19 protein-coding genes and 1 pseudogene are annotated in these 23,543 nt (G+C 53.9%); 4 read left to right on the top strand and 16 right to left on the bottom strand.

Annotated features, from left to right (window positions below; all coding sequences use genetic code 11):
- The 3 genes from H7F08_RS02510 to H7F08_RS02500 are packed head-to-tail and all read right to left on the bottom strand — an operon-like array spanning position 1 to position 1,972.
- Positions 1–696, bottom strand: a complete 696-nt coding sequence (locus H7F08_RS02510) for a tetratricopeptide repeat protein (RefSeq protein ID WP_077218245.1) — start codon at positions 694–696, stop codon at positions 1–3.
- 34 nt (positions 697–730) lie between these two features.
- Positions 731–1,345, bottom strand: coding sequence for an AAA family ATPase (locus tag H7F08_RS02505; RefSeq protein ID WP_031575006.1), 615 nt, complete (start codon positions 1,343–1,345; stop codon positions 731–733).
- Positions 1,346–1,357: 12 nt separating this feature from the next.
- The gene (locus H7F08_RS02500) at positions 1,358–1,972 is read right to left on the bottom strand and encodes a hypothetical protein (RefSeq protein ID WP_051690738.1); all 615 of its coding nucleotides are present in this window, start codon (positions 1,970–1,972) and stop codon (positions 1,358–1,360) included.
- Between the two features lie 328 nt (positions 1,973–2,300).
- Between H7F08_RS02500 and H7F08_RS15815 the strand changes: the two are divergent.
- Positions 2,301–2,474 (top strand): annotated as a pseudogene (locus H7F08_RS15815) (type II toxin-antitoxin system RelE/ParE family toxin); the annotation flags it as partial.
- Positions 2,475–2,580: 106 nt separating this feature from the next.
- On the opposite strand, the gene mutS reads toward H7F08_RS15815, so the two are convergent.
- On the bottom strand, positions 2,581–5,106 hold the full coding sequence (gene mutS / locus H7F08_RS02490; RefSeq protein WP_226842657.1) for a DNA mismatch repair protein MutS: 2,526 nt from the start codon (positions 5,104–5,106) through the stop codon (positions 2,581–2,583).
- 157 nt (positions 5,107–5,263) lie between these two features.
- Positions 5,264–5,959, bottom strand: a complete 696-nt coding sequence (locus tag H7F08_RS02485; protein WP_142088542.1) for a Bax inhibitor-1 family protein — start codon at positions 5,957–5,959, stop codon at positions 5,264–5,266.
- A gap of 222 nt (positions 5,960–6,181) precedes the next feature.
- Here H7F08_RS02485 and H7F08_RS02480 point away from each other — a divergent pair, with 222 nt between their 5' ends.
- A complete protein-coding gene (locus tag H7F08_RS02480) occupies positions 6,182–6,844 on the top strand; it encodes a putative quorum-sensing-regulated virulence factor (protein ID WP_024892642.1) in 663 nt (220 codons plus the stop codon).
- Here the strand turns inward: H7F08_RS02480 and H7F08_RS02475 are convergent.
- From H7F08_RS02475 to H7F08_RS02425, 11 genes are all read right to left on the bottom strand, one after another.
- Positions 6,817–7,458 carry a class II aldolase/adducin family protein gene (locus H7F08_RS02475; protein WP_142088544.1) on the bottom strand — a complete coding sequence of 214 codons (642 nt, stop codon included), beginning with the start codon at positions 7,456–7,458 and terminating at the stop codon, positions 6,817–6,819. The genes H7F08_RS02480 and H7F08_RS02475 overlap by 28 nt on opposite strands.
- 5 nt (positions 7,459–7,463) lie before the next feature.
- Positions 7,464–7,871 (bottom strand): Smr/MutS family protein, encoded by a 408-nt coding sequence (locus H7F08_RS02470; RefSeq protein ID WP_024892644.1) that lies wholly within the window; start codon positions 7,869–7,871, stop codon positions 7,464–7,466.
- The gene (locus H7F08_RS02465; protein ID WP_142088546.1) at positions 7,868–11,701 is read right to left on the bottom strand and encodes a DUF3683 domain-containing protein; all 3,834 of its coding nucleotides are present in this window, start codon (positions 11,699–11,701) and stop codon (positions 7,868–7,870) included. The genes H7F08_RS02470 and H7F08_RS02465 overlap by 4 nt, the downstream gene beginning before the upstream one ends.
- Positions 11,698–12,537, bottom strand: coding sequence for a pantoate--beta-alanine ligase (gene panC, locus H7F08_RS02460; protein ID WP_142088548.1), 840 nt, complete (start codon positions 12,535–12,537; stop codon positions 11,698–11,700). Before panC ends, H7F08_RS02465 begins: the two co-directional genes overlap by 4 nt.
- 1 nt (position 12,538) lies before the next feature.
- On the bottom strand, positions 12,539–13,324 hold the full coding sequence (panB, locus tag H7F08_RS02455) for a 3-methyl-2-oxobutanoate hydroxymethyltransferase (RefSeq protein WP_031575026.1): 786 nt from the start codon (positions 13,322–13,324) through the stop codon (positions 12,539–12,541).
- A gap of 8 nt (positions 13,325–13,332) precedes the next feature.
- Positions 13,333–13,932 (bottom strand): deoxynucleoside kinase, encoded by a 600-nt coding sequence (locus tag H7F08_RS02450; protein WP_010640056.1) that lies wholly within the window; start codon positions 13,930–13,932, stop codon positions 13,333–13,335.
- On the bottom strand, positions 13,929–14,498 hold the full coding sequence (gene folK / locus H7F08_RS02445) for a 2-amino-4-hydroxy-6-hydroxymethyldihydropteridine diphosphokinase (RefSeq protein ID WP_051690739.1): 570 nt from the start codon (positions 14,496–14,498) through the stop codon (positions 13,929–13,931). The genes H7F08_RS02450 and folK overlap by 4 nt, the downstream gene beginning before the upstream one ends.
- Entirely contained in the window at positions 14,456–15,760 is a 1,305-nt protein-coding gene (locus H7F08_RS02440) for a CCA tRNA nucleotidyltransferase (RefSeq protein ID WP_065974667.1), read from the bottom strand. The genes folK and H7F08_RS02440 overlap by 43 nt, the downstream gene beginning before the upstream one ends.
- A 24-nt stretch (positions 15,761–15,784) precedes the next feature.
- Positions 15,785–17,269, bottom strand: a complete 1,485-nt coding sequence (pcnB, locus tag H7F08_RS02435; protein ID WP_031575037.1) for a polynucleotide adenylyltransferase PcnB — start codon at positions 17,267–17,269, stop codon at positions 15,785–15,787.
- A 262-nt stretch (positions 17,270–17,531) separates the two neighbouring features.
- Positions 17,532–19,229, bottom strand: coding sequence for a hypothetical protein (locus H7F08_RS02430; protein ID WP_024892652.1), 1,698 nt, complete (start codon positions 19,227–19,229; stop codon positions 17,532–17,534).
- Positions 19,222–20,169, bottom strand: a complete 948-nt coding sequence (locus H7F08_RS02425) for a glycosyltransferase family 2 protein (protein WP_024892653.1) — start codon at positions 20,167–20,169, stop codon at positions 19,222–19,224. The genes H7F08_RS02430 and H7F08_RS02425 overlap by 8 nt, the downstream gene beginning before the upstream one ends.
- Positions 20,170–20,364: 195 nt before the next feature.
- Between H7F08_RS02425 and guaB the strand changes: the two genes are divergently transcribed.
- On the top strand, positions 20,365–21,825 hold the full coding sequence (guaB, locus tag H7F08_RS02420) for an IMP dehydrogenase (protein WP_024892654.1): 1,461 nt from the start codon (positions 20,365–20,367) through the stop codon (positions 21,823–21,825).
- Positions 21,826–21,828: 3 nt separating this feature from the next.
- Positions 21,829–23,373, top strand: a complete 1,545-nt coding sequence (gene guaA / locus H7F08_RS02415) for a glutamine-hydrolyzing GMP synthase (RefSeq protein WP_031569833.1) — start codon at positions 21,829–21,831, stop codon at positions 23,371–23,373.
- Positions 23,374–23,543 lie beyond the last annotated feature (170 nt).

Below are 23,543 nucleotides of genomic sequence, written 5' to 3'. Positions count from 1 at the left end.
TCAATCGGGCACTGCGGACTGCTCAGATTTTTGCTGGGCGGCTGCTCTGGCTTTTTTGGCGGCCGCAGCACTGTGAACCTGCAGGCTATGGTCAATGGCGGTAGCTTCCTGAGGATTCAGGGAGCCTATCAACGGCAAAAGGCTGTAGGCTTCTGCAAAGCGCTGCATCCGAATCATGGTTCGGGCTGCACTTCCATAGGCAATGGCGGCTTCCGGATATTTGCCGGTCATGTAATACACATTGCCCAATTCACCATAAATACCCGGATGATCAGGCGCTTCGTGAAGCAGTTTTTGGTAGTCGGCAATGGCTTTCGGCGCATTGCGCTGCCAGTAGGCCGCCCGAGCCTGCAAGAGCAGTTTGACTTCGGCTTTGCTCAGGCTTTTTGTCGAAGCCGGCATAGGCATGGATAAGGTGGGCGGAGCCTTGATATTTTTGTGGGCAGAATGCGCTTTGGCAGCGCCACTTTGTCCAGTTTTTTTGGGCGCGACGGGATGTTTGGCTGCGGGGACAGTTTTTGCAGGTAAGGCAGATTCTGCGGCTGCGGCACTGGCAATACAGCTGAAAGGCGAAAATTCAGGATTCAGGTCGCCTGAGACGAATTGCAGGCTGGCACCCACTAAAAGTGAGGTGAAAAGCATCCCGACCTTGAAAAGGGGGTGTCTTGGCACTAGGGGTAGGGAGAAAACACGCATAAGTTATTCGCCTCAATATTAAATGGGTTGGGTGCTAGAACATAGATAATTCCGGATACAAAGTGCTGGCCAGTTTTTCCAGTTCCTGGCTGGCTTTGCTGCTGGTATCCAATTCAAAAACGGCACGGGCTTCACTCAGTGAGCGGCGAAAGGCCGTGCGTTGTCCGAGTCGTAATCCCAAGGATTTGACCTGTGGAAGTTCGGCCAGCATGGCCTCGGCTTCATCGCTTTCACGGACTGCGTGGTGGGTATCGGCGCGATTGATAAATGCCCAGACCGGAGGGGCTGCCCATTGGCCGCAATCCTCCAGAAAACGTTGTGCAGACCAGATATCGGCCTGACTGGGGCCGACGGGCATCAGGATCGCATCGGCGACGCTCAAGGCTCCTCGAAAGGCGGTCAATTCGGAATAACTACAGTCAATCACTACGTATTCAGCCTGGGGCAGGGCATCATCCATCTCTGTAGCTACAGAAAGAGCGGGCAGAATGTGCTGTTCTGTGCGATCGCTGCAGACATCGCGTAAGGTCCCTTGGGGATCGAGGTCGTAAAGTTGCACGGGAGCCCGATACGCCAACCACACGGCGAGATTGAAACTCACCGTGCTTTTACCAGACCCACCCTTCATGGAGGCCACTACCAAACGCATGGGATCCTCGGGTTAGCGGCCATATCCGTAGGGCGAATAACCATAAGGAGACTGATAAGGACCCATGGGCGGAGGCGGCATGCTGGGACGCATCTGCTGCGGATAGGGTTGGCGATATTGTTGTGCGTATTGTTGTGGATATTGCCCCTGATTAGGATAAGCGTAGTTTTGTTGTGCCGGATAACGGGCATAACCTTGACTGGGTCCGTTGTAGGATTGTTGTCCGTAGGATTGCGGATAACCATTACTACCACCGCCCTGATATTCGCCCTGATAAGGCTGCCCATAACCGCCGTAGTTACCGCTGTTCATGTTCATGGGTCCACCATGCGGCCCATTGAAATTCATGCCACCCATATCCCAAGGGCCTTCTGATCCCTGCATGGGGCCACCATAGCCGCTAAAAGGCCCGCTGTTGCCATTCATGGGGCCGCTATAACCGGACCAGGGCATGCCACCACCACTCCAGGGCATCCCTCCACCACCACCGCTCCAGGGCATGTCGCCACCCCAAGGACCCCAGGCATACGCCGGGGCTGCAATCATGAAGCCTGCCATACCGACACCCGCCATCAAAGCCAAAGACCGCAGTTTCCGGCCCATTGGTGTTTTTTTCAATGATTTCATCACATTTGCCTCCATGTTCGTTATAAAAAACCCTTGATAATGTTGGTTTCCAGAACCCGCCACGCCATCGGCTAATTCAGTAAGCTTTATCAGCAAACAACGTGCCAGAAGTTAATCTCTTGTTTTATTGGGGATTATGGGTTTAAGAAATTTATCTTTTTGCAACAGAAAATTAAGCCAATATATTGATATATAATAAATATTATAAATGTTGCAGCGTAAAAGAATGCAACGGTTCATACAACAGTTCTTGCAACGTGGGATTCAGATAAAAAAGGGAAATCAAGTGATCTCCCGAATCTGGATGTGACAAACAACCCTACACCAGGGCACCGGCTTGTTATGCGCCTATCCGGCCATGGGCAGACCTGGGCGGGTTTTTGTAACCAGGGAATTAGTGATAACGGATCACCCGTACATTCTCCCTTATTGCGTGCGGTATGATGCCGTGGAAATAATACAGGTATTTCACAGCAGGCAAAAAAATCCGCGTAGGTGGTAGGGTCACGATAAAAACAGCGCATAACGTGAACACCAAGAGCGAGGCGATTTCTTGGCTTTCGATGCTTTGCTGGCGGGTTGTCCGGATACGTCCCGTTACAAGAAGCCTACAGCAACTCTTTCAATTGGTATAAAACGGCCAATGCTTCCCTGGGGCTGATATTGTTGGGGTCCATTTGCTCCAGGAGTTCCAGCGCGGGGTGGGGTGTTGCTGCAAATAGGGGAATTTGCGCCGGTGGATTTTGTGCGGGTGCCGGATTGGGTAAGATGCTTGGTCGTGCAGAGCTCGAATTTTCAAGTAACTGCAGTCGTACCCTGGCGGTGCTGACTACTTTTTCTGGAATGCCGGCCAGGCTGGCCACGGCCAGGCCGTAACTCTGGGCGGCTGGCCCTTCTTCGACACGATGCAGAAAAATAACCTGATCGTTCTGGGCGAAGGCATCCAGATGCAGGTTGCTGAGCTTCGGGTTTTCCAGTTCGGTCAGTTCAAAATAGTGGGTGGCAAAAAGGGTAAATGCCCCGCGTTCGAGCAGGGCTTCGGCGGTGGCCCAGGCAATGGCGAGGCCGTCATAGGTGGCGGTGCCGCGCCCGATTTCATCGAGAATGACCAGACTCCGGGCGGTGGCCAGATGCAGTATGCGTGCGGTTTCGCTCATTTCCACCATGAAGGTCGAGCGTCCGCCCGCCAGATCGTCGGCAGCACCAATGCGGGTGAATATCTGGTCGATAGGCCCGATAATGGCTTCGCGAGCAGGCACCCAGCTGCCGATATGAGCGAGCAGTACGATCAGTGCGCTCTGGCGCATGTAGGTGGATTTGCCGCCCATGTTGGGGCCGGTAATCAGATGCATCCGCTGTTGTCCATCAAAATGAAGGTCGTTGGGTACAAACTGACTACCCATTTGCGCTTCGACGACCGGGTGTCTGCCATCAAGTATGTGCAGGTTGTTTTCCGCCACCAGTTGCGGTGCGGACCAATTCAGCGAGATGGCGCGTTCAGCCAGGGTGCTCAGGACATCCAGTTCTGCCACTGCGGTCATGGTGTTCTGCAGGGCTGCAACTTCCGGTAACAGGGCGTCCAGAAGCGTTGTGAAGAGCAGACGTTCCCGGCTGAGAGCCAGACTTTCGGCAGAAAGCGCCTGATCTTCGATACGCTTGAGGGCGTCATTGATGTAGCGTTCGGCATTTTTGGTGGTCTGGCGGCGGCGGTAATCGTCGGGAATAGGTCCCTGATAACTGCGGCTGATTTCAATATAAAAGCCGTGAACCCGATTGTACTGAATTTTGAGCTGGCTGATGCCGGTGCGCTGGCGTTCTTCCTGCTCCAGATTGCGCAGGACATCCTGAAGGTTGTGACTCAGGGCCTGCAAACGATCCAGTTCAGTGTCATAGCCGGTTTGGATATAACCCCCGTCCCTTTGGGTCATGGGGGGCTGATCGACAATGGCGTTTTCCAGCAGCAGGCGGGTTTCTGCGAATAACCCGATGCGTTCCCGATAATCATGAAGCGGACTTTGTGCGAAGCGCTGCAGGCTTTCGTGCAGGGCGGGCAGGGCCTGGAGGGTGCTGCGCAATTGCGCCAGATCACGAGGATTGGCGCTGCGCAAGGCAATACGGGTGAGAATGCGCTCGGCATCGGCGATGCCCTGCAGGGCCTTTTGCAGCGGCTCCGGACCCTGGCCGGCAACCAGTGCGCTGACATGTTGCTGGCGCTGCAGCAAATCGGGTCCCTGACGCAAGGGTCGCAATAACCAGCGCCTCAAAAGCCGGGCACCCATGGGGGTGCGGGTCTTTTGCAGCAGAGACAGCAGGGTAGGACCCTGTTCATGCAGACTTTCAACAACTTCCAGCGCACGATAAGCGGTGGCATCCAGATACAGCTCATCTTCAGCACGCTCAGGCTGCAGGTGCTGGATCTGAGCCAGACTGCCCCGTAGTTGGGATTCGGCATAATGGAGAAGCGCTCCAGCGGCGCGCAGGGCCAGTGGCCAGTCATTGCAGCCAAAACTGTCCAGGCGCTCGCCAAAATAGCGCTCCAGCACGGCCTGACTGCGACGGGTCTGGAACAGGGTTTTATCCAGCCCCTGGGCATGCTTGTTGTTCAGGCTGGTTTTAAGGGGCGCATCTTCGGGAAGAATGATTTCAGCTACAGGACGCCGGGCCAGCAGGTCGGTCAAGCCGGTCTGGGGGATTTCCCTGAGCATCAGTCGCCCTCCGGCTGCATCCAGCCAGGCGAGGCCACAGCTTGGGCCTTCCGGGCAGATGGCCAGCAGCAGGGGCTCCTGGTGACTATCCAGCAAGGCCCCATCGACAATGGTACCGGGGGTCAAGACCCGGACAATGGCTCTTTCGACAGGTCCTTTGCTGGTGGCGGGGTCACCAATTTGTTCGCCGATGGCGATTTTTTCACCGAGTGCGACCAGTTTTCCTAAATAACCATCTATGCTATGCACCGGAACCCCGGCCATGGGGATGGGTTTTCCTGCGCTGTGCCCCCGGCTGGTGAGGGTAATACCCAGCAAGGTCGATGCTTTTTGCGCATCTTCGTAAAACAGTTCGTAAAAATCACCCATGCGGTAAAACAGCAGCGCATCCGGACATTCTGCTTTCAATCCGAAATATTGTTGCATCATGGGGGTGTGCTTCGCGCTTGGTTCAGTGGAGCGCATGGTGAGAGGGTTGCCTGTGCGAATCAATATTCATATTGCGCGGAGGATAGCGCAGGACAAGTAGTTGCGGCTACGTCCGTCACCCCTTGCAGGTGACGGACGGAAAGTGGTACGAATGAATTCAGCTTCGGTTGCCGCCGCCAAAAATTTCCAGCAGGGCCATGAACAGGTTGATGATGTCCAGGTACAGGCCGACTACCAGCAGAACGGGCTCCTGAATGCCGCCGCGCACCATGCGCTGGGTGTCAAACAGAATCAGACCGCTGAACACCAGTACCAGAACCCCGGCAATAGCCAGTTGCAGGGCTGGCAGATGCAGCAGGAACATATTCAGCAAAGTCACGACAATGGCCAGAATCAGTCCGGTGATGAGGAATCCACCGATGTTACTGAAATCCCGGCGGGTGGTCATGGCGTAAGCAGACAGGCCGATAAACATGGCTGCCGTGGTGCCCAGCGCTTCGGCAATGACGGTGGCTCCGTTGGGCATCCGCAAATACATTTCAATCGCGGGTCCCATCATCATGCCCATGCCGGCGGCAAAGAGGAAAACCAGGGGTATGGCAAAAGGACTGCGGTGAGCGCCGGTATACTGCACGGCAAACAGCAGGGCAAAAGAGCCAATCATCAGGATGAAGGGATGTTCATAGGCAAACGGAGAGCTCATTCCATAAACCGCAGCAATGGCCGAAACGACCAGAGTCGCAGCCAGCAGCGCGTAGGTCTTCCCCAGCAATGCGCCAATGGACGTGCCAGTACGGCTTCCCTGGGGGTTCATGCTGTCGGGAAACTGATAGGGGTTCTGATCCTGATTCATTTACGGACTCCTTCAAACAAGCAACGTGCTTGGGTATATCTCAAGAATGGGGGTTTCTGTTCGATAAATCAATGGTCCTGCTGAACTTTCAACAAAGCAGATCGGGGCTAAGAGTCTGGCAGCGGCGAAAAGTTCCGGTAGTTATCGGCGATTTGTGACTTGCCCATTGCTGAACACATCATTACCCTGCAATTCTTTTCTCGGATTGATGATGGAGCCAGCATGCGCGCACTGATTTTTGACACGGAAACCACGGGGCGGGTGGAGCCCGATCTGATCGAAGCGGCCTGGCTGGCAGTCAGTGATCTCAAGACCCTGGAAGTAGAAGAACAGTTTGTGCAGCGTTATCGCCCGGATAAGCCCATTGAGATGGGGGCCATGGCGGTGCACCATATTCTTGAAGAAGAACTGCTGGATTGTCCTTCGGCGCGGACTTTTACTTTGCCGGAAGATACGGGTTATCTGGTAGGGCATAGTATTGATTATGACTGGGGTGTGATCGGTAAACCCGATGTCAAACGCATTTGCACTTATGCCATGACCCGCAAATTGTGGCCGGAAGTGGATAGTCACTCCCAGTCGGCACTTATGTTTCATTTCAGCAAGGACCGCAAAAAAACGCGGGATAATCTTAAAAATGCCCACTCCGCCCTGGCCGATGTGAAATTCTGCCGGATTTTGCTCAACAAGGTGATTCTGGCGGTGCGTCCTTCTTCCTGGGAAGACCTGTGGGAATTTAGTGAGCGTGCCCGTATTCCAGAGACCATGCCTTTTGGTAAGCATAAGGGCGTCAAAATTATTGATCTGCCCGATGACTACCGTAAATGGGCACTGAATAATCTGACCGATATGGACTTTTATTTACGCAAGGCACTGGAAAGTTGAGCACGCAGTACTGCCTCCAGTAGTAGTGCTCCGCACTGGGCGGCACTATTGCCAGCGGCGATGATGCCGTCTTCATGCCCCGCCATTTGCAGTAACACCGGCAGATGCGCATTGCGGATAATACTGCTGATGGCCTCGGCCATGGCGGGGGTCCCATACTCCGCATCCAGAGGGGTGGCCGCCATGCCCAGTTGGGCTGCAGCCTGCCAGAGTACCGGGCTGTGCACATGAAATACCCAATGAATGTCAGAGCGGGCGGCGTAACAGGCCGCATGGCTCAGGGCTTCGGAAGAGGGCGGCTGCGGTCCTCTGGCGAGGATTTCATTGCGCAGGATATCCCAGCCTGTCACGGTGCAGAAATTATGCGCGCTCAAGGTCGGGAGCCCTCCGGTTTGGGTGGCGCTGACCAGAAATCCCTGCGTACTGCGGCAGCTCACATTACCAAAACCAATACCGCCATAGCGCTGTGGATCCGCACCAATCAACTGGCGGGCAAAAAAAACATCACGCCAGTCCTGTAAGGTAGTAATTTCGCGCTGATCAGGAGCTGCGGCCGGTGTCCAGTGCAACAGGAATTTGGTGACGCCTTCTTCGGGTGTGTTGGCAGTGTTCATGAGTTTTAGCGCCGGACAAATATTTTCTGGAGGAGTCGGTACCAGCCGGGGAGGGTGACTGGACCGGATGGGGTTGCTTGGGCTCTGGTCACTGTTTTGCCGGAACGGGTCGGGCGCTCGGGCAGGGCTACATCCGGCGGATATATATCTACCAGAGTGGCTCCCCAGCTACTGCGGTCATTGGCCAGACGAAAGTTTTTGACCATGGGTTCCCGGCGCAGCAAGGCATGTACGGTTTCACGGAGCACGCCTTTACCTTTGCCGTGGATGATGCGGATTTCAGTAATGCCGGCAGCGCGGCAACTGCGTAAATATTCCCGAACCAGATCAGGTACTTCCTTGGGACGGAAGGCATGGAGATCAAGAACGCCATCTATTGCGCTTTTGAAAACCGGATCCGGCCCTTGCGTCAAAGCAGAACCCTCTCAATGCCTCCCTGTCGGGTGGCGTCAATAAAGCCCTGTTGCCACTGGCTGCCGAGAATTTTACGGGCCAGCTCCACGACAATGTAGTCTGTATCCAGACCGGTATCTTCCCGGTAGCGTTCCAGACCCTGCTGACAAGCCGGGCAACTGGTCAGAAGACGGACATTGTTGTCTACGGCTTTGTCACTGCCGGTGAGCTGGAAAACGCCTTCTTTGAGCACTTCTTCCTTGCGGAAGCGTAACTGAGTGGCAATGTCGGGACGACTGCTGGCCAGCGTTCCGGCTTCGCCACAGCAGCGGGCCGATTCCAGCACTTCCTGACCCAGCAGGCGACTGGCAACTGCCTGGGGTTTGTGGGTTTTCATGGGGCTATGGCAGGGGTCGTGATACAAATATTGCACGCCCGCGACGCCTTCCAGAGCAATCCCTTTTTCCATCAGATATTCATGAATATCCAGCAGACGGCAACCGGGGAATATTTGCTGGAATTGATATTGCAGCAACTGATCCATGCAAGTGCCACAGGAGAGGATGACCGTTTTTATATCCAGATAGTTGAGGGTGTTGGCGACCCGGTGAAAAAGCACCTGATTGCGCACGGAAATTTCCTGCCCTTTGTCTTCCTGTCCGCCAGCTGTCTGGGGATAACCGCAGCAGAGATAACCGGGTGGCAGGACAGTTTGCGCACCGACATGATGGAGCATGGCGAGTGTCGCCAGACCAATGTCGCTGAACAGCCGTTCGCTGCCGCATCCCGGAAAATAAAACACGGCGTCACTGTCGTCCGTGACTTTGGCGCTATCACGAATAATGGGCACGGTTTTGTCATCGACAATGGCCAGTAACTGACGCATGGTCTGGGCACCCATTTTGGTGGGCAGGGGCTTGCGTAAAAAATGAATGACTTCCGTACGCATGCTGGCCTTGCCGGTAGTCGCCGGCGGCGGGCCCATGGGTAGCAAGGGCTTGACGATATCATGGGCCAGTGCCTGGGCCTTGAACATGGTCTGCAGAACCCCCTGACGCATGAAGTGTACCTTGCCGGGTTCAGTGGCATTCAGGTAGCTCATGGCCAGGCGGGTCCCCATGTTGAAGGATTTTTCACCACGCGCCCGGAGAATGTTGCGCATATGAATGGAAACCTTGCCGAAATCAATATCCACCGGACAGGGCGTCAAGCATTTGTGACAGGTAGTACAGTGATCGGCGACATCATTCATCGCTTCAAAATGCTGCCGCGAAACACCGCGCCGGGTTTGTTCCTCGTACAAAAAGGCCTCAATGAGCAAGCCGGTAGCCAGAATTTTGTTGCGCGGCGAATAGAGCAGATTGGCCCGGGGAATGTGGGTCATGCAAACCGGTTTGCACTTGCCGCAACGCAGGCAATCCTTGATTTCGCGGTTGAGTTCGCCCAGTTCGCTGGCTTCGAGGAGCAGGGCTTCCTGCTCCACCAGTTGCAGGGAGGGGGTGTAGGCGTTGTCCAGACCTGAGCCTGCCAGCAACTTGCCCGGATTGAAGACATTACCGGGGTCCACTTCGGCCTTGTAGCGGGCAAAGGCGGCTATTTTTTCCGGTTCCAGCCAGCGCATTTTAGTAATGCCAATGCCGTGTTCGCCGGAAATGACACCGCCCAGTTCCAGGGCGATGGCCATGATCCGGTCCACTACGCCGTCGGCCTCATGGAGCATGCGATGATTACTGGATAAAACCGGAATGTTGGTGTGGATATTGCCATCACCCGCATGCATGTGCAGCGCGACGAACAAGCGGGCGCGTTTGTGCTCTGCGTGAATTTCCCGGATCCGTTCGCGCAGGGCATTAAAGGCATCTCCCGCAAATAGCGCCTCCAGTGGCCTTCCTACCCGCTCCCGATAGCTGACCCGCAAAGCCCCGCGCAGGAGCAGGTCAATGAGGGTTTCTTCCGGCTGCAATGCCGCAGCCGCCGGAGCGTCCAGCAGTTCGGGATGCAGCGTCCCGTGCTCATCGAGCAGCCTGAGCAGAGATTCCCAACGTTGCCGGGTATCCTCAATCAGGGCGAGTGCCGCTGCTCTTTTGGCGGCAACAATAGCCTGATCTTCGCTGGAATCTTCGTAATCCTTGGCTTTGCGGATTTCGGCCAGATCGCCGTTGAAATAGGCTTCCAACGCCGCGAGGCTGCGCAATTTGCTGCTGATGGACTGTTCAATATTGATGCGTTCCACAGCGCGCGTATAAGCACCCAGTTGTTCCAGGGGAATCACCACATCTTCGTTAATTTTGAAGGCGTTGGTATGGGCGGATATGGCGGCGGTGCGGCTGCGGTCGGCCCAGAAGCGCCGTCGCGATTCGGGCGTGGTGGCTACGAATCCTTCGCCGCCCCGGGCATTGGCAATGCGCACGACTGCGGCCGCCGTGGCTCCGGCCGCATCAGGATCATCGCTGGCAATATCGGCCAGCAGGAGCATTTTCGGGCGCTCGTGGCGGGGAGCCTTGTTACTGTATTTGATGGCTTTCAGATAGCGGTCGTCGAGATGCTCCAGTCCGGTCAGCAGAACATTGTTCTGGCTTTCCACGAAGGATTTCACTTCGACGATAGCAGGCACTGCGGCATTCAGATCGCTCCCGTAAAATTCCAGGCAAACCGTGCGGATATGGGCGGGCATGCGATGCAGTAGAAAACGTCCGGAGGTGATGATGCCATCGCAGCCTTCTTTCTGGATGCCCGGTAGTCCGCCGAGGAATTTGTCGGTCACATCCTTGCCCAGTCCCGGCTTGCGGAAGCTGGCGCCCGGCAGGGTGAGTTTTTCTGGCTCACCCAATGGCGATTTGCCATCGGCAGCAAAGCGTTTGAGCAGGAAATCCACCTGCGGCTGATCATGAATTTTGCCGAGGTTATGGTTCAGACGTTCCACTTCCAGCCAGTTACCGTCGGGGGTGACCATGCGCCAGGAGATTAAATTATCCAGGGCTGTACCCCAGAGTACCGCTTTTTTGCCGCCGGCATTCATGGCGATATTGCCGCCGATGGTGGAAGCATCCATGGAGGTGGGATCTACCGCGAACACCAGACCAGCGGCATCGGCAGCATCGGCGACCACTTTGGTGACAACGCCGGCACCCGCGACCATGCTGGGTACTGCGGAGTTCAGTCCCGTCGGCGTAATCATTTCAATAGCCGAGGTCTGCTCCAGTTTTTCGGTGTTGATGACGGCAGTGTGTCGCCGGAGCGGGATGGCGCCGCCGGTATAGCCGGTGCCGCCGCCGCGCGGAATGATGGCGAGACCCAGTTCGCGGCAGGCGGCTACCATGCGTTGCACTTCGGATTCATCGGCGGGATAGAGCACTACAAAAGGAATTTCCACCCGCCAGTCGGAAGCATCGGTGATATGGGCTATACGCGCATAGGCGCTGAAATCGACATTGTCCCGTGCCGTAATTTTCAGGAGACGTTTTTCCGATTTTTTGCGCAGTTGCAGATCTTCATCAAACTGCCGGGTGAAGGTTCGTACGGCTTCCCGGGTGTTATCCAATAGTCGTAATACCAGCGCATTGCCCTCGGCTCGCGCGCTGATGTCGTTGAGCCGATGGTCCAGCGCATTCCACAGGGCTTCGCGCCTGTGCTTATCACGGGCGAGGTCATCCTGAATATAAGGATTCCGCTCCACCACCCAGAGATCACCCAATACCTCAAAAAGCATGCGCGCTGAACGCCCGGTGACGCGTTGTTCGCGCAGGTCTTCGAGAATACGCCAGGCTTCCTGGCCAATCAGGCGCGAGACAATTTCGCCATCGGAAAAAGAGGTGTAATTGTAGGGGATTTCGCGGAGACGTGAGTTCATAAGGGAATCATAACATTGTCAATGAGCCGAGTCTGCCCCAGATGCGCGGCCGTAAACCAACGCGCACCGGGCCGGGCGACATTCACGGCCTGTAGCGTGTCGCTATCCCGTAATTCGAGATAATCCACGACAAATCCGACCTGTTCGAGACTGTCTCGACCGGCTTGGGCCAACTCTGCGATAGATGCCTGAGGGGTGCTGCGCTGAACCAGATCGAACAGTGTAGCAGCCAACAGAGGGGCCATTTGCCGCTCGCCAGGGCTGAGCCGTGCATTGCGTGAGCTGTAGGCCAACCCGTCCGCTTCTCTTTGAACAGGGCCGGGAAGAATCTGTGTGGTCATGTTCATGTCGGCCACCATTTGCTGAACAATCCGCAGCTGCTGATAGTCTTTTTCGCCAAGAATCAGAATTTCGGGCTGAACCATTTGCAGGAGTTTGTTGACTACAGTGCAGACCCCGGCAAAATGTCCCGGACGACTGGCCCCACAAAGGACTTTGGTCAGGCTGTGGGGCGGGATGATGATGGAAAGATCCTTTCTGCCATGCGGATACATCAATGCATCGTCCGGGGTGAAAACTGTGGAGCATCCCGCTGCGTGGAGTTGCTGTAAATCCTTGTCGAGACTGCGGGGATACTGTGCGAAATCTTCATTTGGCCCGAACTGCAGCGGGTTGACGTAAATACTGACCAGCACCTGTTCGGCGCGGGCGGCAGCCAGACGGACCAGAGCCATATGCCCTTCGTGCAGGTTTCCCATGGTGGGGACAAACGCGAGGGTGCCGCGCAGGCTTTGGCGCCACTGACGCAGGCTGGCAATATCCTTGAATACCGGCATGTCAGTGTGGGCGTCGGGGCGGAAAATTGCCGCTGACCACGTCCTGAACATATTGGACAAAGGCTTTCTGCTGCAGGTTTCCGGCTTCCAGATAGCGGCGTGCGAAGGGTGGGCTTTCTGCCTCCAAACCCAATACATCATGGGCTACCAGCACCTGAGCGTCGGTGTCAGGCCCCGCACCAATGCCAATGGTGACGGCATCAATGGCTCTGCTGATTCTGGCAGCGACTTGATCAGGGACGGCTTCCATAACCACAAAGCGCGCCCCGGCTGTGCTGAGTGCTGCGGCTTCATGATGCAGACGCTGAGCCTCGGCATCGGTGTTTCCCTGGCGCTGGAAACTGCCCCACTGGCGAACGCGCTGTGGTGTCAGGCCAATATGCGCACAAATATTGATGCCGCGTTCTGTGCAGAAAGCTACCGTCGCTGCCATTTCCGCACCGCCTTCCAGTTTGATGACATCGGCCCCGGCACGCAGTAATTCACCCGCCGACTCCCAGGCCTGTTCCGGGCTTTTCTCATAAGTACCAAAGGGAAGATCAGCAAATACCAGGCATCCGCCAGCGCCACGGCGCACCATGCGGGTGTGGTAGCACATCTGCTCCAGCGTGACGTTGAGCGTGTCATGATCCCCACAGACGACCATCCCCAGAGAGTCTCCGACCAGAACACCGTGCATACCCGCTGCCGCTGCAAAGCGCGCCGTGGGGTAATCGTAGGCGGTTACCAGCGCCCGTTTGACGCCCTGTTGTTTGTCTTTAACCCAGCGGGAAATTTTCTTGTGCATTGTGCTCCTCAAATGTCTTGCAGGTGATACTTGACCATTTTGATCAAGTTCTCATTGTGCCGCTCTTCATGGACAAAATCCAGTTCTGCGGTATTGATTTCCAGGCACGGCGCGGTGTAGTTGCTGCGCCAGTGCCGATAAGCCTGTTGGACTTTGGCCAGATAATCCGCATTCAGATTTTGTTCATAGGCTCTGGCCCGGGACAGGATACGCTCTTTGAGTGTGGCGAGGGGGGCATCCAGAAAAATCAGCAAAGCGGCGGGCGTGGCTTGATAATGCAGTTGCATTTTGATTTGCTGAAATAATTGGAATTCAGCCGCATTGAGTGTCAGGGGCGTAAATATTTCGTCTTTGCGGGCGCTGTAGTCACTGATGATGTAGGCATTGGTCAGCGCCGCTGTTTGCCACTGCGCCTGACGCTGAAGTAAAAACTGCAGTTCAGTGGCCAGTTCGCCACCGGGTTGCCGATAAAATCCGGGCAGGAAGGGGTTTTCTTCAGGCTTTTCAAGAATCATTTCACCTTGAAAATGATCTGCGAGAAGACGGGCCAAGCTCGTTTTACCGGCCCCTATGGGTCCCTCAATGCTGATGATGCGCGGATGATTCACGCGCTGGCTCTGTGCTGGCGTAAAGTTTCCTTGGGTATGGCCGATTCAGGCAGGCGCGTGACAGACTGGTCAGCAACGGCGGGCAGATAATCGGCAATACATCCACATCCTGGTAGGTTCAGCGCAGGATCAAATTCCGCGAGTGGAATCAGGACAAAGGCTCTCTCGCTCATGCGTGGATGCGGTATGCGCAGGCTAGGATCACGGGAAATCAGATAGCCATAACTCAATAAATCCAGATCGAGAATGCGCGGACCCCAGAATATTTCGGCACTGCGTTGTCGGCCCGCCAGGGCTTCCAGATTTTGCAGGGCTTGCATCAGGTCCTGGGCCGGCAAATGGGTTTGCAAACGGGCAACCGCATTGATGAACGCCGGTTGTTCGACCCCGCCAACCGGCTCCGTGCGATAGAGATGCGAACGCCAGAGCAGCTTTGAATCCGGCAATTCTCCCAAAGCCTGGATGGCCTTCTGCACCTGTTGCACGGGCTGCGCAAGATTGCTGCCAATACTGATCCAGGCAATTACAGCGGGTTCGGAGGCAGAATGCCCTGTTTGATCAACCATTGTTGCGCGTTTTCCTTGTTCGAGATTTCGCCATCCAGTTGGGCTTCTCGCAATAATTTCAATGTTTTTCCCAGAGACGGTCCGGCCTTTAGCCCCAGCGTTTGCAGTTCCTGTCCGTTGAATGGCGACGGGAGACGTCTCTGTACCTGCAAGTAAAGACGGGCGCTGTCCACCAGTGTTGGGTTATCGGCATATATCGCCATAGCCGCCAGTATGCCCGCGACCGAGACGCCTTGCCAGATGTTTGCCTTTTGACTGGGACGCTTCGCCTTAAGCAGGGTGTCCGGCAAGCCGGGCAAGACCCGGAGATCCGCCAGCAGCTGACTCCGGTCTGGAACCGGCCACCGGTCGAGATAGTGTTGAATATCGCGTAGGGTTACATCCTGCCAGATGAGAGTCAGCATGGGGATAAAAATGGCCAGCGGCTCCTCAGGAAACTGTGCACTCAGCCACTGAATCTGTTCCTGACCACGCTGCAGCAAAGTTGGCATGGTGTTGCTTGCGGGTGGCGTTGGGCGCAGCAAAAACCAGAGTTTCCAGGCAGTCAGCAGGGATAATGCAACGGGTAGTGCTTCCAATTCCAACAGGTAGCGGAGTTCCCGCCACAATCTTGCGCCACTCAGTTGGGTAAAAATGTCTGCTTGCAGGGCTTGTTTGAGTTGCTGATGACATTCCGGGGCCAAATCCATCTGAAAACGTGTTGCAAAGCGTAATCCCCGCAATATGCGGGTAGGATCATCCAGAAACGAGCGGGAATGCAGGGTTCTGAGTAAACCGGCCTGTAAATCAGCCTGTCCATCATAAGGATCAAGCAGGATTCCGAAATGTTGGGGATCCAGCCGGATAGCCATGGCATTGACGGTGAAGTCCCGGCGCGCCAGGTCGGCATGAATATTTCCGGGGTGAACTTCCGGCAGGGCAGCCGGGGCGGGGTAATGCTCCAGTCGGCACTGGGCAAGATCCAGAGCAACTCCCTGGCTGTCTTCCAGAATAGCCGTGCCGAACTGGGCATGAAACTGATAGTGCGCGCCATGAATCTGCGCTTTGCAGGCTTCCGCCAGCATGCGCGTATCTCCTTCTACGGCCACATCCAGATCGGGCGCATAGCGCTTTAAAAACAGGTCACGGACCGCACCACCAACCAGATAGGCAGGGGTGCCCAGTTGTTGGGCAATACGGCCAATTTGCCGCAGATGGTCCAGCCTTGCAGTTCCCCACTGCTTTTCCAGCAAGGGGAGGAGATTTGCGGAGTCTGCTTCCATGGGGCGGATAGACGTACGACCTCGTCAGTCGTTGTCTGTCACTTCTTCAGTGTCTGCTGTATTTTTTGCAGCCACAGAATCAGAACGGGGATGACGGCGACGCCGTCGTTTGGGACGGCGACTGCGGGTCGCGGGCAGCGGACCGAGAGCCGTTTCCTGTCCGTTTTCCTCTAAGCGGGCGGCTTCGATCAGGATGCGGCGACCTTCATGATCGGCAGTCTGAAATTGTTCCCACCAGTTTCCTAATTCGGCAGCGATCTCTCCGGCTTGGATCCGTAGTAATAAGAAGTCAAAGGCCGCACGGAAGCGGGGATGGGCGAGTAGCGCATGGGGACGTCTTCCGCCTCTGCGCAAAAAACGCGCCTGGAGATCCCAGATTTCGCGCATGGGCAGGGAAAAGCGCCGTGGTACAGCTACCCGGCCCATGCAATCCTGGAGAATATCGCTGGCCGCCTGCTGCAAGGCAATGGCTGCAGGTTTTCCTTGCTGCTCCAGTACCTGGCTTTGTTGTTGCAATACCGGCCAGAACAGGGCTGCAAACAAGAAGGCCGGCGTGACGGATTTGCCATCGTGAACCCGCTGATCGGTCCCTTCCAGGGCGCCCTGTAATAAAATCCGGGCAGGTTCGGCGCTGTCCGTATCGAGGAGGGCGTCAACTTGTGGAAATAAAGCAGCGAACAGGCCATGTTGGCGGAGTAATTCAAAGCTGGAACGGGCGTTGCCATTCAAAAACAGCTTGAGGGTTTCCTCAAAAAGTCGCGCAGAGGGCACTTCCTGCAAGCAGTCCCGACAGGTGCTGATGGGCGCACGAGCGGCTTCGTCGAGTGTGAACCCCAGTTTTGCGGCAAAGCGCACTGCCCGCAACATGCGTACCGGATCTTCGCGATAGCGTTGTTCGGGATCCCCAATAATACGTAAAAGGCCAGCCCGCAAATCTTCCATGCCTGTGGAGAAATCCAGAATGCCGCGATCAGCAATGTTGTAATACAAGGCATTGGCCGTGAAATCCCGGCGCCGGGCATCTTCTTCCAGCGACCCGTAAACATTGTCGGCCAGAATCCGTCCACTTTCACTGCGCTCACTGGCTTCCTTCTTTTTGCCATCGGCGCCGCCCCGGAATGTCGCCACCTCAATGATTTCGCTGCCAAACTGCACATGCACCAGAATAAAGCGCCGCCCGATCAGGCGGGCATTACGCCGAAACAATTTACGAACCTGCTCCGGAAGCGCATCCGTGGCCACATCAAAATCCTTGGGTTCGCGACCCAAAAGCAGATCACGCACCCCCCCACCGACCATGTAGGCCTGAAAACCCGCCCGATGCAAGCCGTTTAGCACCTGCAAGGCGCCGTCGCTAATATCCCTTCGGGAGATATTATGCTCTGCTCGCGGCGTTACCTGCGCGCCGGGAATCTGCACGGAGAGCGGGGTCGGCGCATCGGCAGAGCTGTCCGTACTGGTCTCTGCAATATTTAACTGACTGGTTATAAAAGACTTTAAAGATACCAAGGCTGATCCCTAGCGAGGGTGGTCTGTCATTCTGGGCGACAGTGTACCTGAAAAATCGGGGAAAAGCAGCGTGGAAATGTCCAAGGACGAAGGCCAAGTTCCAATAGATATAAATTACTCTGTATTCGCCTACAAAGGAAATTGCTAACAATGAAGGAGCAAGATTTTAATAAATTATAGTATTAATTTAGTTTTATAAGTTCTGCAACGATCAATGAAGATGTTTAAATGAAAAAGCATATATGATCGCTCTTCAAAAAAATCACTTGGCAATACCATTTTTTAATAACCATGTATATGTATATTGGGCCCATTCTGAATTCACTCCCAGCGTTTTTCCGACTTTATTTATCGCTGTTCTATTGTTTGCGATATTAATTAGTTTCCAATGCGATTGGAATGAGCGATAACCTTTATTTAGTTGTGACGATAAATTTCGATTGTATATAAATATTTTTAAAGATCTATAAAATAAAACTTGATAGGGTTTGCCGAATGTTTTGATTGCGCATTTATTCCATCTCTGACTTGTTTTATTGAAAGCAATAAATTCTAATTTATTATATTGTGCTAGTGGTTTTTGACCAAACCAAAACTGATCGTCACTACTTGAAAGTCTTGGTATAAGGTATCCCATATTGCAACTTAGTGGTCGTGCTGTAATTTTGCCACTTGAAACAATATTAAGGAGTGGCGAGTTTACATCGAAGTATTGCCCGTATCCATTATAAAAATCGTGCTTAATTAGCCATCTTGATAAAGAGTCCGTTCCGTTCCAATTGGATTTATAGCGCCAGTTAGCATGGTTAATTGCATGCATGGCAAGCAAGGTGTATCCCAGTAAAGTCAGCCAATATAAAATTTTTATTTTATTGTCTTTTTTTAACCAAAAACTAGCTGTTATGGATGTAATAATTACAATTATTAAGTAAAATAAGTTGATCAAGAAGCGAGAAGCCCATAACCCACCTGCGAAATTTGTTATTATAAATGCTGACACAATAATACCGATTGAAATACCAGAGAAACTAACTAGAATTTTAGTTCTTGTGTTGACATTTTTTATTGATAACCATGAAAAGATAATTATGCTACACAGGCTTATAAAATATATCACCCAGATTGACCATATATAATTGTTTTTTGGTAGTGGATACAACTGTACGAGTACGCCAACACCCTGAGCTAGTAACTTTATGTGTTGAAACATTTCTGGGAATGAGGCAATACCCAAGCCTTGGCCTGGAACCATGTGCAAAAGCTCAAGACCGAAGTAAGTAATGCGTCCTGCTATGTACGTTATAATTAACGATTTTACTAATGTTCTGCGCGTTGTCTTGTCCGTCTGAAACCACCGTGGTGCTTTCCACGCAATCAGTAAGACAGGTACCGTGAAAGCGGCTTCAAACCAAGGATCTGAAATCGTGCCCACCGCCACACACATTAAGATCAATGGAAGCGCCCAGTTAGGGCGATCACTCAAATAACGAATGAGTCCTATTATGCCAAGTAAACCAAACGCCCATACACTATTATGTGTTACTGGATACGCCAGGATGCCAGGCTGACCTATGGCCATAGGACTAGCCAATAAGCTTAGTAACCATGACAACGCAGCCCACCTCCAGGAATGGGTTACCGTTTTAACGAGTAAACCAGCTAATAGGGCATTCACAACGAAAATAAGCCATCCCTGGATGATGATTGAGGCTCCTGATACACTTGCTAAGGCATAATAAATAAGTGTGAACGGTAGCAAGCTCAGTATTTGATTGTCCTGGGTGAATCTCCAGGTAAATGGAAAACGCCATCCATGATGAATAACGCCTTGATAGATCAAGGCCATCTCCGCCATGTCGGGATTCAACGGAAGCGTCTGAAACGCCGTCCCCAGGCTACTGATGAGTACAGCAACCGAAAGTAACGCAAACAGTCCCCAGATTACCCAACGTTTAATCATTTTTATTTTTGTCCATATTTCTGCTCCAAGCCTTCCTGATTAAATAAACTGGGCGATGCTTGCTTTCTTCGTAAATCCTTCCAAGATATTCACCAATGACACCAAGCGCCATCAATTGCACTCCGCCTAAAAACAGCAGGGTGACCATCATGGAAGGATATCCCTTGACAGGGTTTCCATAAACCAGGGTGCTGATAATCAGCCACAAGGCATAAAGGAAAGCCAGGCCGGAGACGATAAAACCCAGATAAGCCGCTAATTGTAGTGGCACCTGGCTGAATGAAGTAATGCCTTCGACGGCAAAATTCCATAGTTTCCAGTAATTCCAGGTGGTTTTGCCGCTATGTCGGGGCGCACGATGGTAGTAAACATTGGTGCTGCGGAAACCCACCCAGGCAAACAGTCCTTTCATGAAGCGTCGGCGTTCTGGAAGGCTTTGCAAGGCATCCAGTACCGGACGCGACAAAAGCCGGAAGTCACCCGTATCAGCGGGAATATCTACGACGCTCATCCGGTTGATCGCCCGGTAGAAAAAGTGGGCTGAAGCGCGTTTGAGCCAGGACTCTCCCTCCCGGGAGAGACGTACGGCGTTGACCACATCATAACCATCGTGCCATTGGGCAATCAGTTCAGGGATGAGCTCTGGAGGGTCCTGCAGGTCTGCATCCAGGGGAATGGCGGCATCGCCCTGGGCAGCGTCCAGACCAGCCGTTAAAGCGGCTTCTTTCCCAAAGTTGCGGGACAAATCTATGACCTGAATCCGAGGGTCGTGCTGGTGCAGGGCGATCAGCTGCAGGAGGGTGTCATCGGTGCTGCCATCGTTCACACAGACCATTTCCCAAGGTTCACCACAGGCATCCATGATGCCCCTCACCCGCTCATGAAGGATTTTCAGGTTGCCCGATTCATTATGGCAGGGAACGATGATGGAAACGGTCATTGCATGTTTTCGTTATGATATAGGTAGCCTGCGGCGTTAATTGCGAAAGTTAGCAGGCTCAGACCGCTTCGGTCAATTCCGAATCAATCCTCCATACTGGAAAAATGGCTGCTCATTGGCTATAGTTCGGGATGCCTTTTATCACGGGGCTGGGATGCGTACACCCGGCCCCTTTCTTGTTATAGGTGATCCATTATGCAACTGATCGGCGAAGCTCTGACCTTTGATGATGTCCTGCTCGTACCTGCCCACTCTGCAGTGCTCCCCCGCAACGTTCAGATTTCAACACAGTTGAGTCGACGCATCCGCCTCAATATTCCCTTGTTGTCGGCTGCCATGGATACGGTGACGGAGGCCGCCATGGCCATCGGGCTGGCGCAGGAAGGTGGTATTGGTATCGTCCATAAAAACATGTCACCGGATCAGCAGGCCGCTTTGGTGCGACGGGTCAAAAAATTTGAGGCCGGAGTCATCAAGGATCCCATCACTACGCGTGCCAACGTCAGCATCCGTGAGGTGCTACAGATTATGGCTCTGCATGGTATTTCTGGTGTGCCGGTGGTGGATGGAGAACATCTGGAAGGGATTGTGACCCACCGTGATCTGCGTTTTGAAACGCGCATGGATGCGCCCGTAAGTAGTGTGATGACGCCCAGGGAAAGGTTGGTTACTGTTCCGGAAGGTACCAGTCTGGATGCAACCAAAGCCCTATTGCATCAGCATCGAATTGAAAAAATTCTGGTCGTTAATGAAGACTTTGAGTTACGCGGTCTGATTACGGTCAAAGACATTCGCAAGGCCACGGAGCATCCACTGGCTTGTCGTGACGCCCAAGGCCGTTTGTTGGTTGGCGCGGCCGTGGGTGTGGGGGAGGGCACCGATGCCCGGGTGCAGGCACTGGCTGAGGCCGGGGTTGATGTCATCATTGTGGATACGGCTCATGGCCACAGCCAGGGCGTTCTGGATCGGGTACGCTGGATCAAGGAACGTTACCCGGACGTGGATGTCATTGGCGGCAATATCGCCACCGGTGAAGCGGCTCTGGCCCTGGTGGAAGCGGGCGCGGACGGGGTGAAGGTCGGTATTGGGCCGGGCTCTATTTGTACCACCCGGATTGTGGCCGGTGTCGGCGTGCCGCAGGTGACGGCCATCAGTAATGTGGCAGATGCCCTGGCCAATACTGGTGTACCTCTGATTGCCGATGGTGGCATTCGTTTTTCGGGTGATTTTGCCAAGGCGCTGGCCGCCGGAGCCCACTCGGTGATGGTTGGTGGTTTGCTGGCGGGTACGGATGAAGCGCCTGGAGAAATTGAACTTTATCAGGGCCGCTCTTATAAAGCTTATCGCGGGATGGGTTCTTTGGGCGCTATGCAACAGGGATCGGCCGATCGGTATTTTCAGGACGCCAGCCCGGAAGCACCCAAGCTAGTTCCGGAGGGTGTGGAGGGTCGGGTTCCCTACAAGGGGCCGGCTGGACAGGTGATTCATCAATTGCTGGGTGGATTACGTTCCAGCATGGGCTACCTAGGAGCCGAAGACTTGACCGCCTTACGCAATCGCGCCCGTTTCATCAAGATCACCCAGGCTGGCGTTCGTGAAAGTCATGTTCACGACGTCAATATTACCAAAGAAGCCCCTAACTACCGGGTGGAGTGACTCATGCAAGAACGCATCCTGATTCTCGATTTCGGTTCCCAGTTCACCCAGTTGATCGCCCGGCGGGTGCGTGAAACGCATGTTTATTGCGAAATACATCCGCATCATATGTCGCTGACGGATATACAGAATTGGGAACCCCAGGGCATTATTCTGTCGGGAGGGCCTGCTTCTGTTCACGATCAGGATGCACCCATGGTGGATCCGGGTATATTTGCGCTGGGTCTGCCGATTCTTGGTATTTGTTATGGTCTGCAATTAATGGCGCATGTGCTGGGTGGCGCAGTCGCCAAAGCCGAACATCGGGAATATGGGCGCGCCCAGCTGCAGATTCAGGAAGCTTCGGGGCCTTTGTTGCCTTTTAAAAGCGCGGATGCCACCGAAGAAGTCTGGATGAGTCATGGTGATCGCATTGAAAAAATGCCAGACGGATTTCGGATTCTGGCCAGTAGCGCCAATTCCCCTTTGGCGGCTATTGGCGATCCGGTGCGACATTTTTATGGCGTGCAATTTCATCTGGAAGTAGTCCATACGCCGCGCGGGGCAGAAATGCTCACGGCCTTTGTGCGTGGTGTTTGCGGTTGTCACGGTCAATGGACCATGCATTCCTATGTGGACAGCGCCGTAGCTACCATCCGCGCTCAGGTCGGCAAGGGTAAAGTCATTGCAGCTCTGTCTGGAGGCGTTGATTCGGCGGTGGCGGCGGTTTTGATTCATCGCGCCATAGGCGATCAGTTGACCTGTATTTTTGTGGATAATGGTTTATTGCGTTTCGGTGAGTCCGAAAAGGTCCAGACGGTTTTTCGCAATTATTTTCAGATTCCATTACAGGTCATAGATGCCCGGCAACGTTTTCTGGAGGTGTTGGATCAGGTTACGGACCCTGAAAAAAAGCGCAAGGCTATTGGCAATTTGTTCATCGAGATTTTTGAGGAAGAAGCCAAAAAGGTGGAAGGTGCCGATTTTCTGGCGCAGGGCACCTTATATCCCGATGTCATTGAGTCAGTTTCATTCAAGGGTCCCAGTGCCACCATCAAATCCCATCATAATGTTGGCGGGTTGCCGGAACGCATGCATCTGAAGCTGGTGGAACCTCTCCGGGAATTATTCAAGGATGAAGTCCGGGAGCTGGGTCGGGAATTGGGCATGCCCGAAGAAGTCATTCGTCGACAACCCTTTCCTGGCCCTGGTCTGGCGATTCGTTGTCTGGGCGCCATTGATGCAGCACGCCTGGAAATATTGCGGCGTGCAGATCGTATTGTCATGGAAGAAGTTCGCGAGGCTGGATTATATGATCAGCTTTGGCAGGCCTTTGCCGTCTTGCTGCCCGTGAGGAGTGTGGGGGTCATGGGCGATGCCCGCACTTATGATGAAACCATTGCCCTGCGTGCGGTAGAGTCGTCCGACGGGATGACGGCGGACTGGGCGCATTTGCCCTACGCAGTTCTCGGCCGCATTTCCACCCGAATCATCAATGAAGTATCGGGTATCAATCGGGTGGTTTACGATATTTCTTCCAAGCCACCGGCCACCATTGAGTGGGAGTGATCTGAAAATATTTCCCAGCCTGCATTCATGCAGGCTTTTTTGGAGTTATCTGGTATAGACGGATATATCGTGACAATTGCCTTATCGCGGGGCTTTATTATGGCATCGCGCGATACTGCGTCATTTCAAGCTGCTGGAGTGGGTATTATCAATTCCTGGTAAAAAAATAG

It is taken from the genome of Acidithiobacillus sp. HP-11 (assembly GCF_015100075.1).
Taxonomy (GTDB): Bacteria; Pseudomonadota; Gammaproteobacteria; order Acidithiobacillales; family Acidithiobacillaceae; genus Acidithiobacillus; species Acidithiobacillus thiooxidans.
This window is presented reverse-complemented; position numbering and strand designations above follow the sequence as displayed.

Excerpts from the sequence above, each read along its gene's own strand:
- H7F08_RS02510 (WP_077218245.1), bottom strand. The coding sequence starts at position 696 with ATGCGTGTTTTCTCCCTACCCCTAGTGCCAAGACACCCCCTTTTCAAG.
- H7F08_RS02505 (WP_031575006.1), bottom strand. The coding sequence starts at position 1,345 with ATGCGTTTGGTAGTGGCCTCCATGAAGGGTGGGTCTGGTAAAAGCACG.
- H7F08_RS02500 (WP_051690738.1), bottom strand. The coding sequence starts at position 1,972 with ATGAAATCATTGAAAAAAACACCAATGGGCCGGAAACTGCGGTCTTTG.
- mutS (WP_226842657.1), bottom strand. The coding sequence starts at position 5,106 with ATGATGCAACAATATTTCGGATTGAAAGCAGAATGTCCGGATGCGCTG.
- H7F08_RS02485 (WP_142088542.1), bottom strand. The coding sequence starts at position 5,959 with ATGAATCAGGATCAGAACCCCTATCAGTTTCCCGACAGCATGAACCCC.
- H7F08_RS02480 (WP_024892642.1), top strand. The coding sequence starts at position 6,182 with ATGCGCGCACTGATTTTTGACACGGAAACCACGGGGCGGGTGGAGCCC.
- H7F08_RS02475 (WP_142088544.1), bottom strand. The coding sequence starts at position 7,458 with ATGAACACTGCCAACACACCCGAAGAAGGCGTCACCAAATTCCTGTTG.
- H7F08_RS02465 (WP_142088546.1), bottom strand. The coding sequence starts at position 11,701 with ATGAACTCACGTCTCCGCGAAATCCCCTACAATTACACCTCTTTTTCC.
- panC (WP_142088548.1), bottom strand. The coding sequence starts at position 12,537 with ATGCCGGTATTCAAGGATATTGCCAGCCTGCGTCAGTGGCGCCAAAGC.
- panB (WP_031575026.1), bottom strand. The coding sequence starts at position 13,324 with ATGCACAAGAAAATTTCCCGCTGGGTTAAAGACAAACAACAGGGCGTC.
- folK (WP_051690739.1), bottom strand. The coding sequence starts at position 14,498 with ATGGTTGATCAAACAGGGCATTCTGCCTCCGAACCCGCTGTAATTGCC.
- H7F08_RS02440 (WP_065974667.1), bottom strand. The coding sequence starts at position 15,760 with ATGGAAGCAGACTCCGCAAATCTCCTCCCCTTGCTGGAAAAGCAGTGG.
- H7F08_RS02430 (WP_024892652.1), bottom strand. The coding sequence starts at position 19,229 with ATGATTAAACGTTGGGTAATCTGGGGACTGTTTGCGTTACTTTCGGTT.
- H7F08_RS02425 (WP_024892653.1), bottom strand. The coding sequence starts at position 20,169 with ATGACCGTTTCCATCATCGTTCCCTGCCATAATGAATCGGGCAACCTG.
- guaB (WP_024892654.1), top strand. The coding sequence starts at position 20,365 with ATGCAACTGATCGGCGAAGCTCTGACCTTTGATGATGTCCTGCTCGTA.
- guaA (WP_031569833.1), top strand. The coding sequence starts at position 21,829 with ATGCAAGAACGCATCCTGATTCTCGATTTCGGTTCCCAGTTCACCCAG.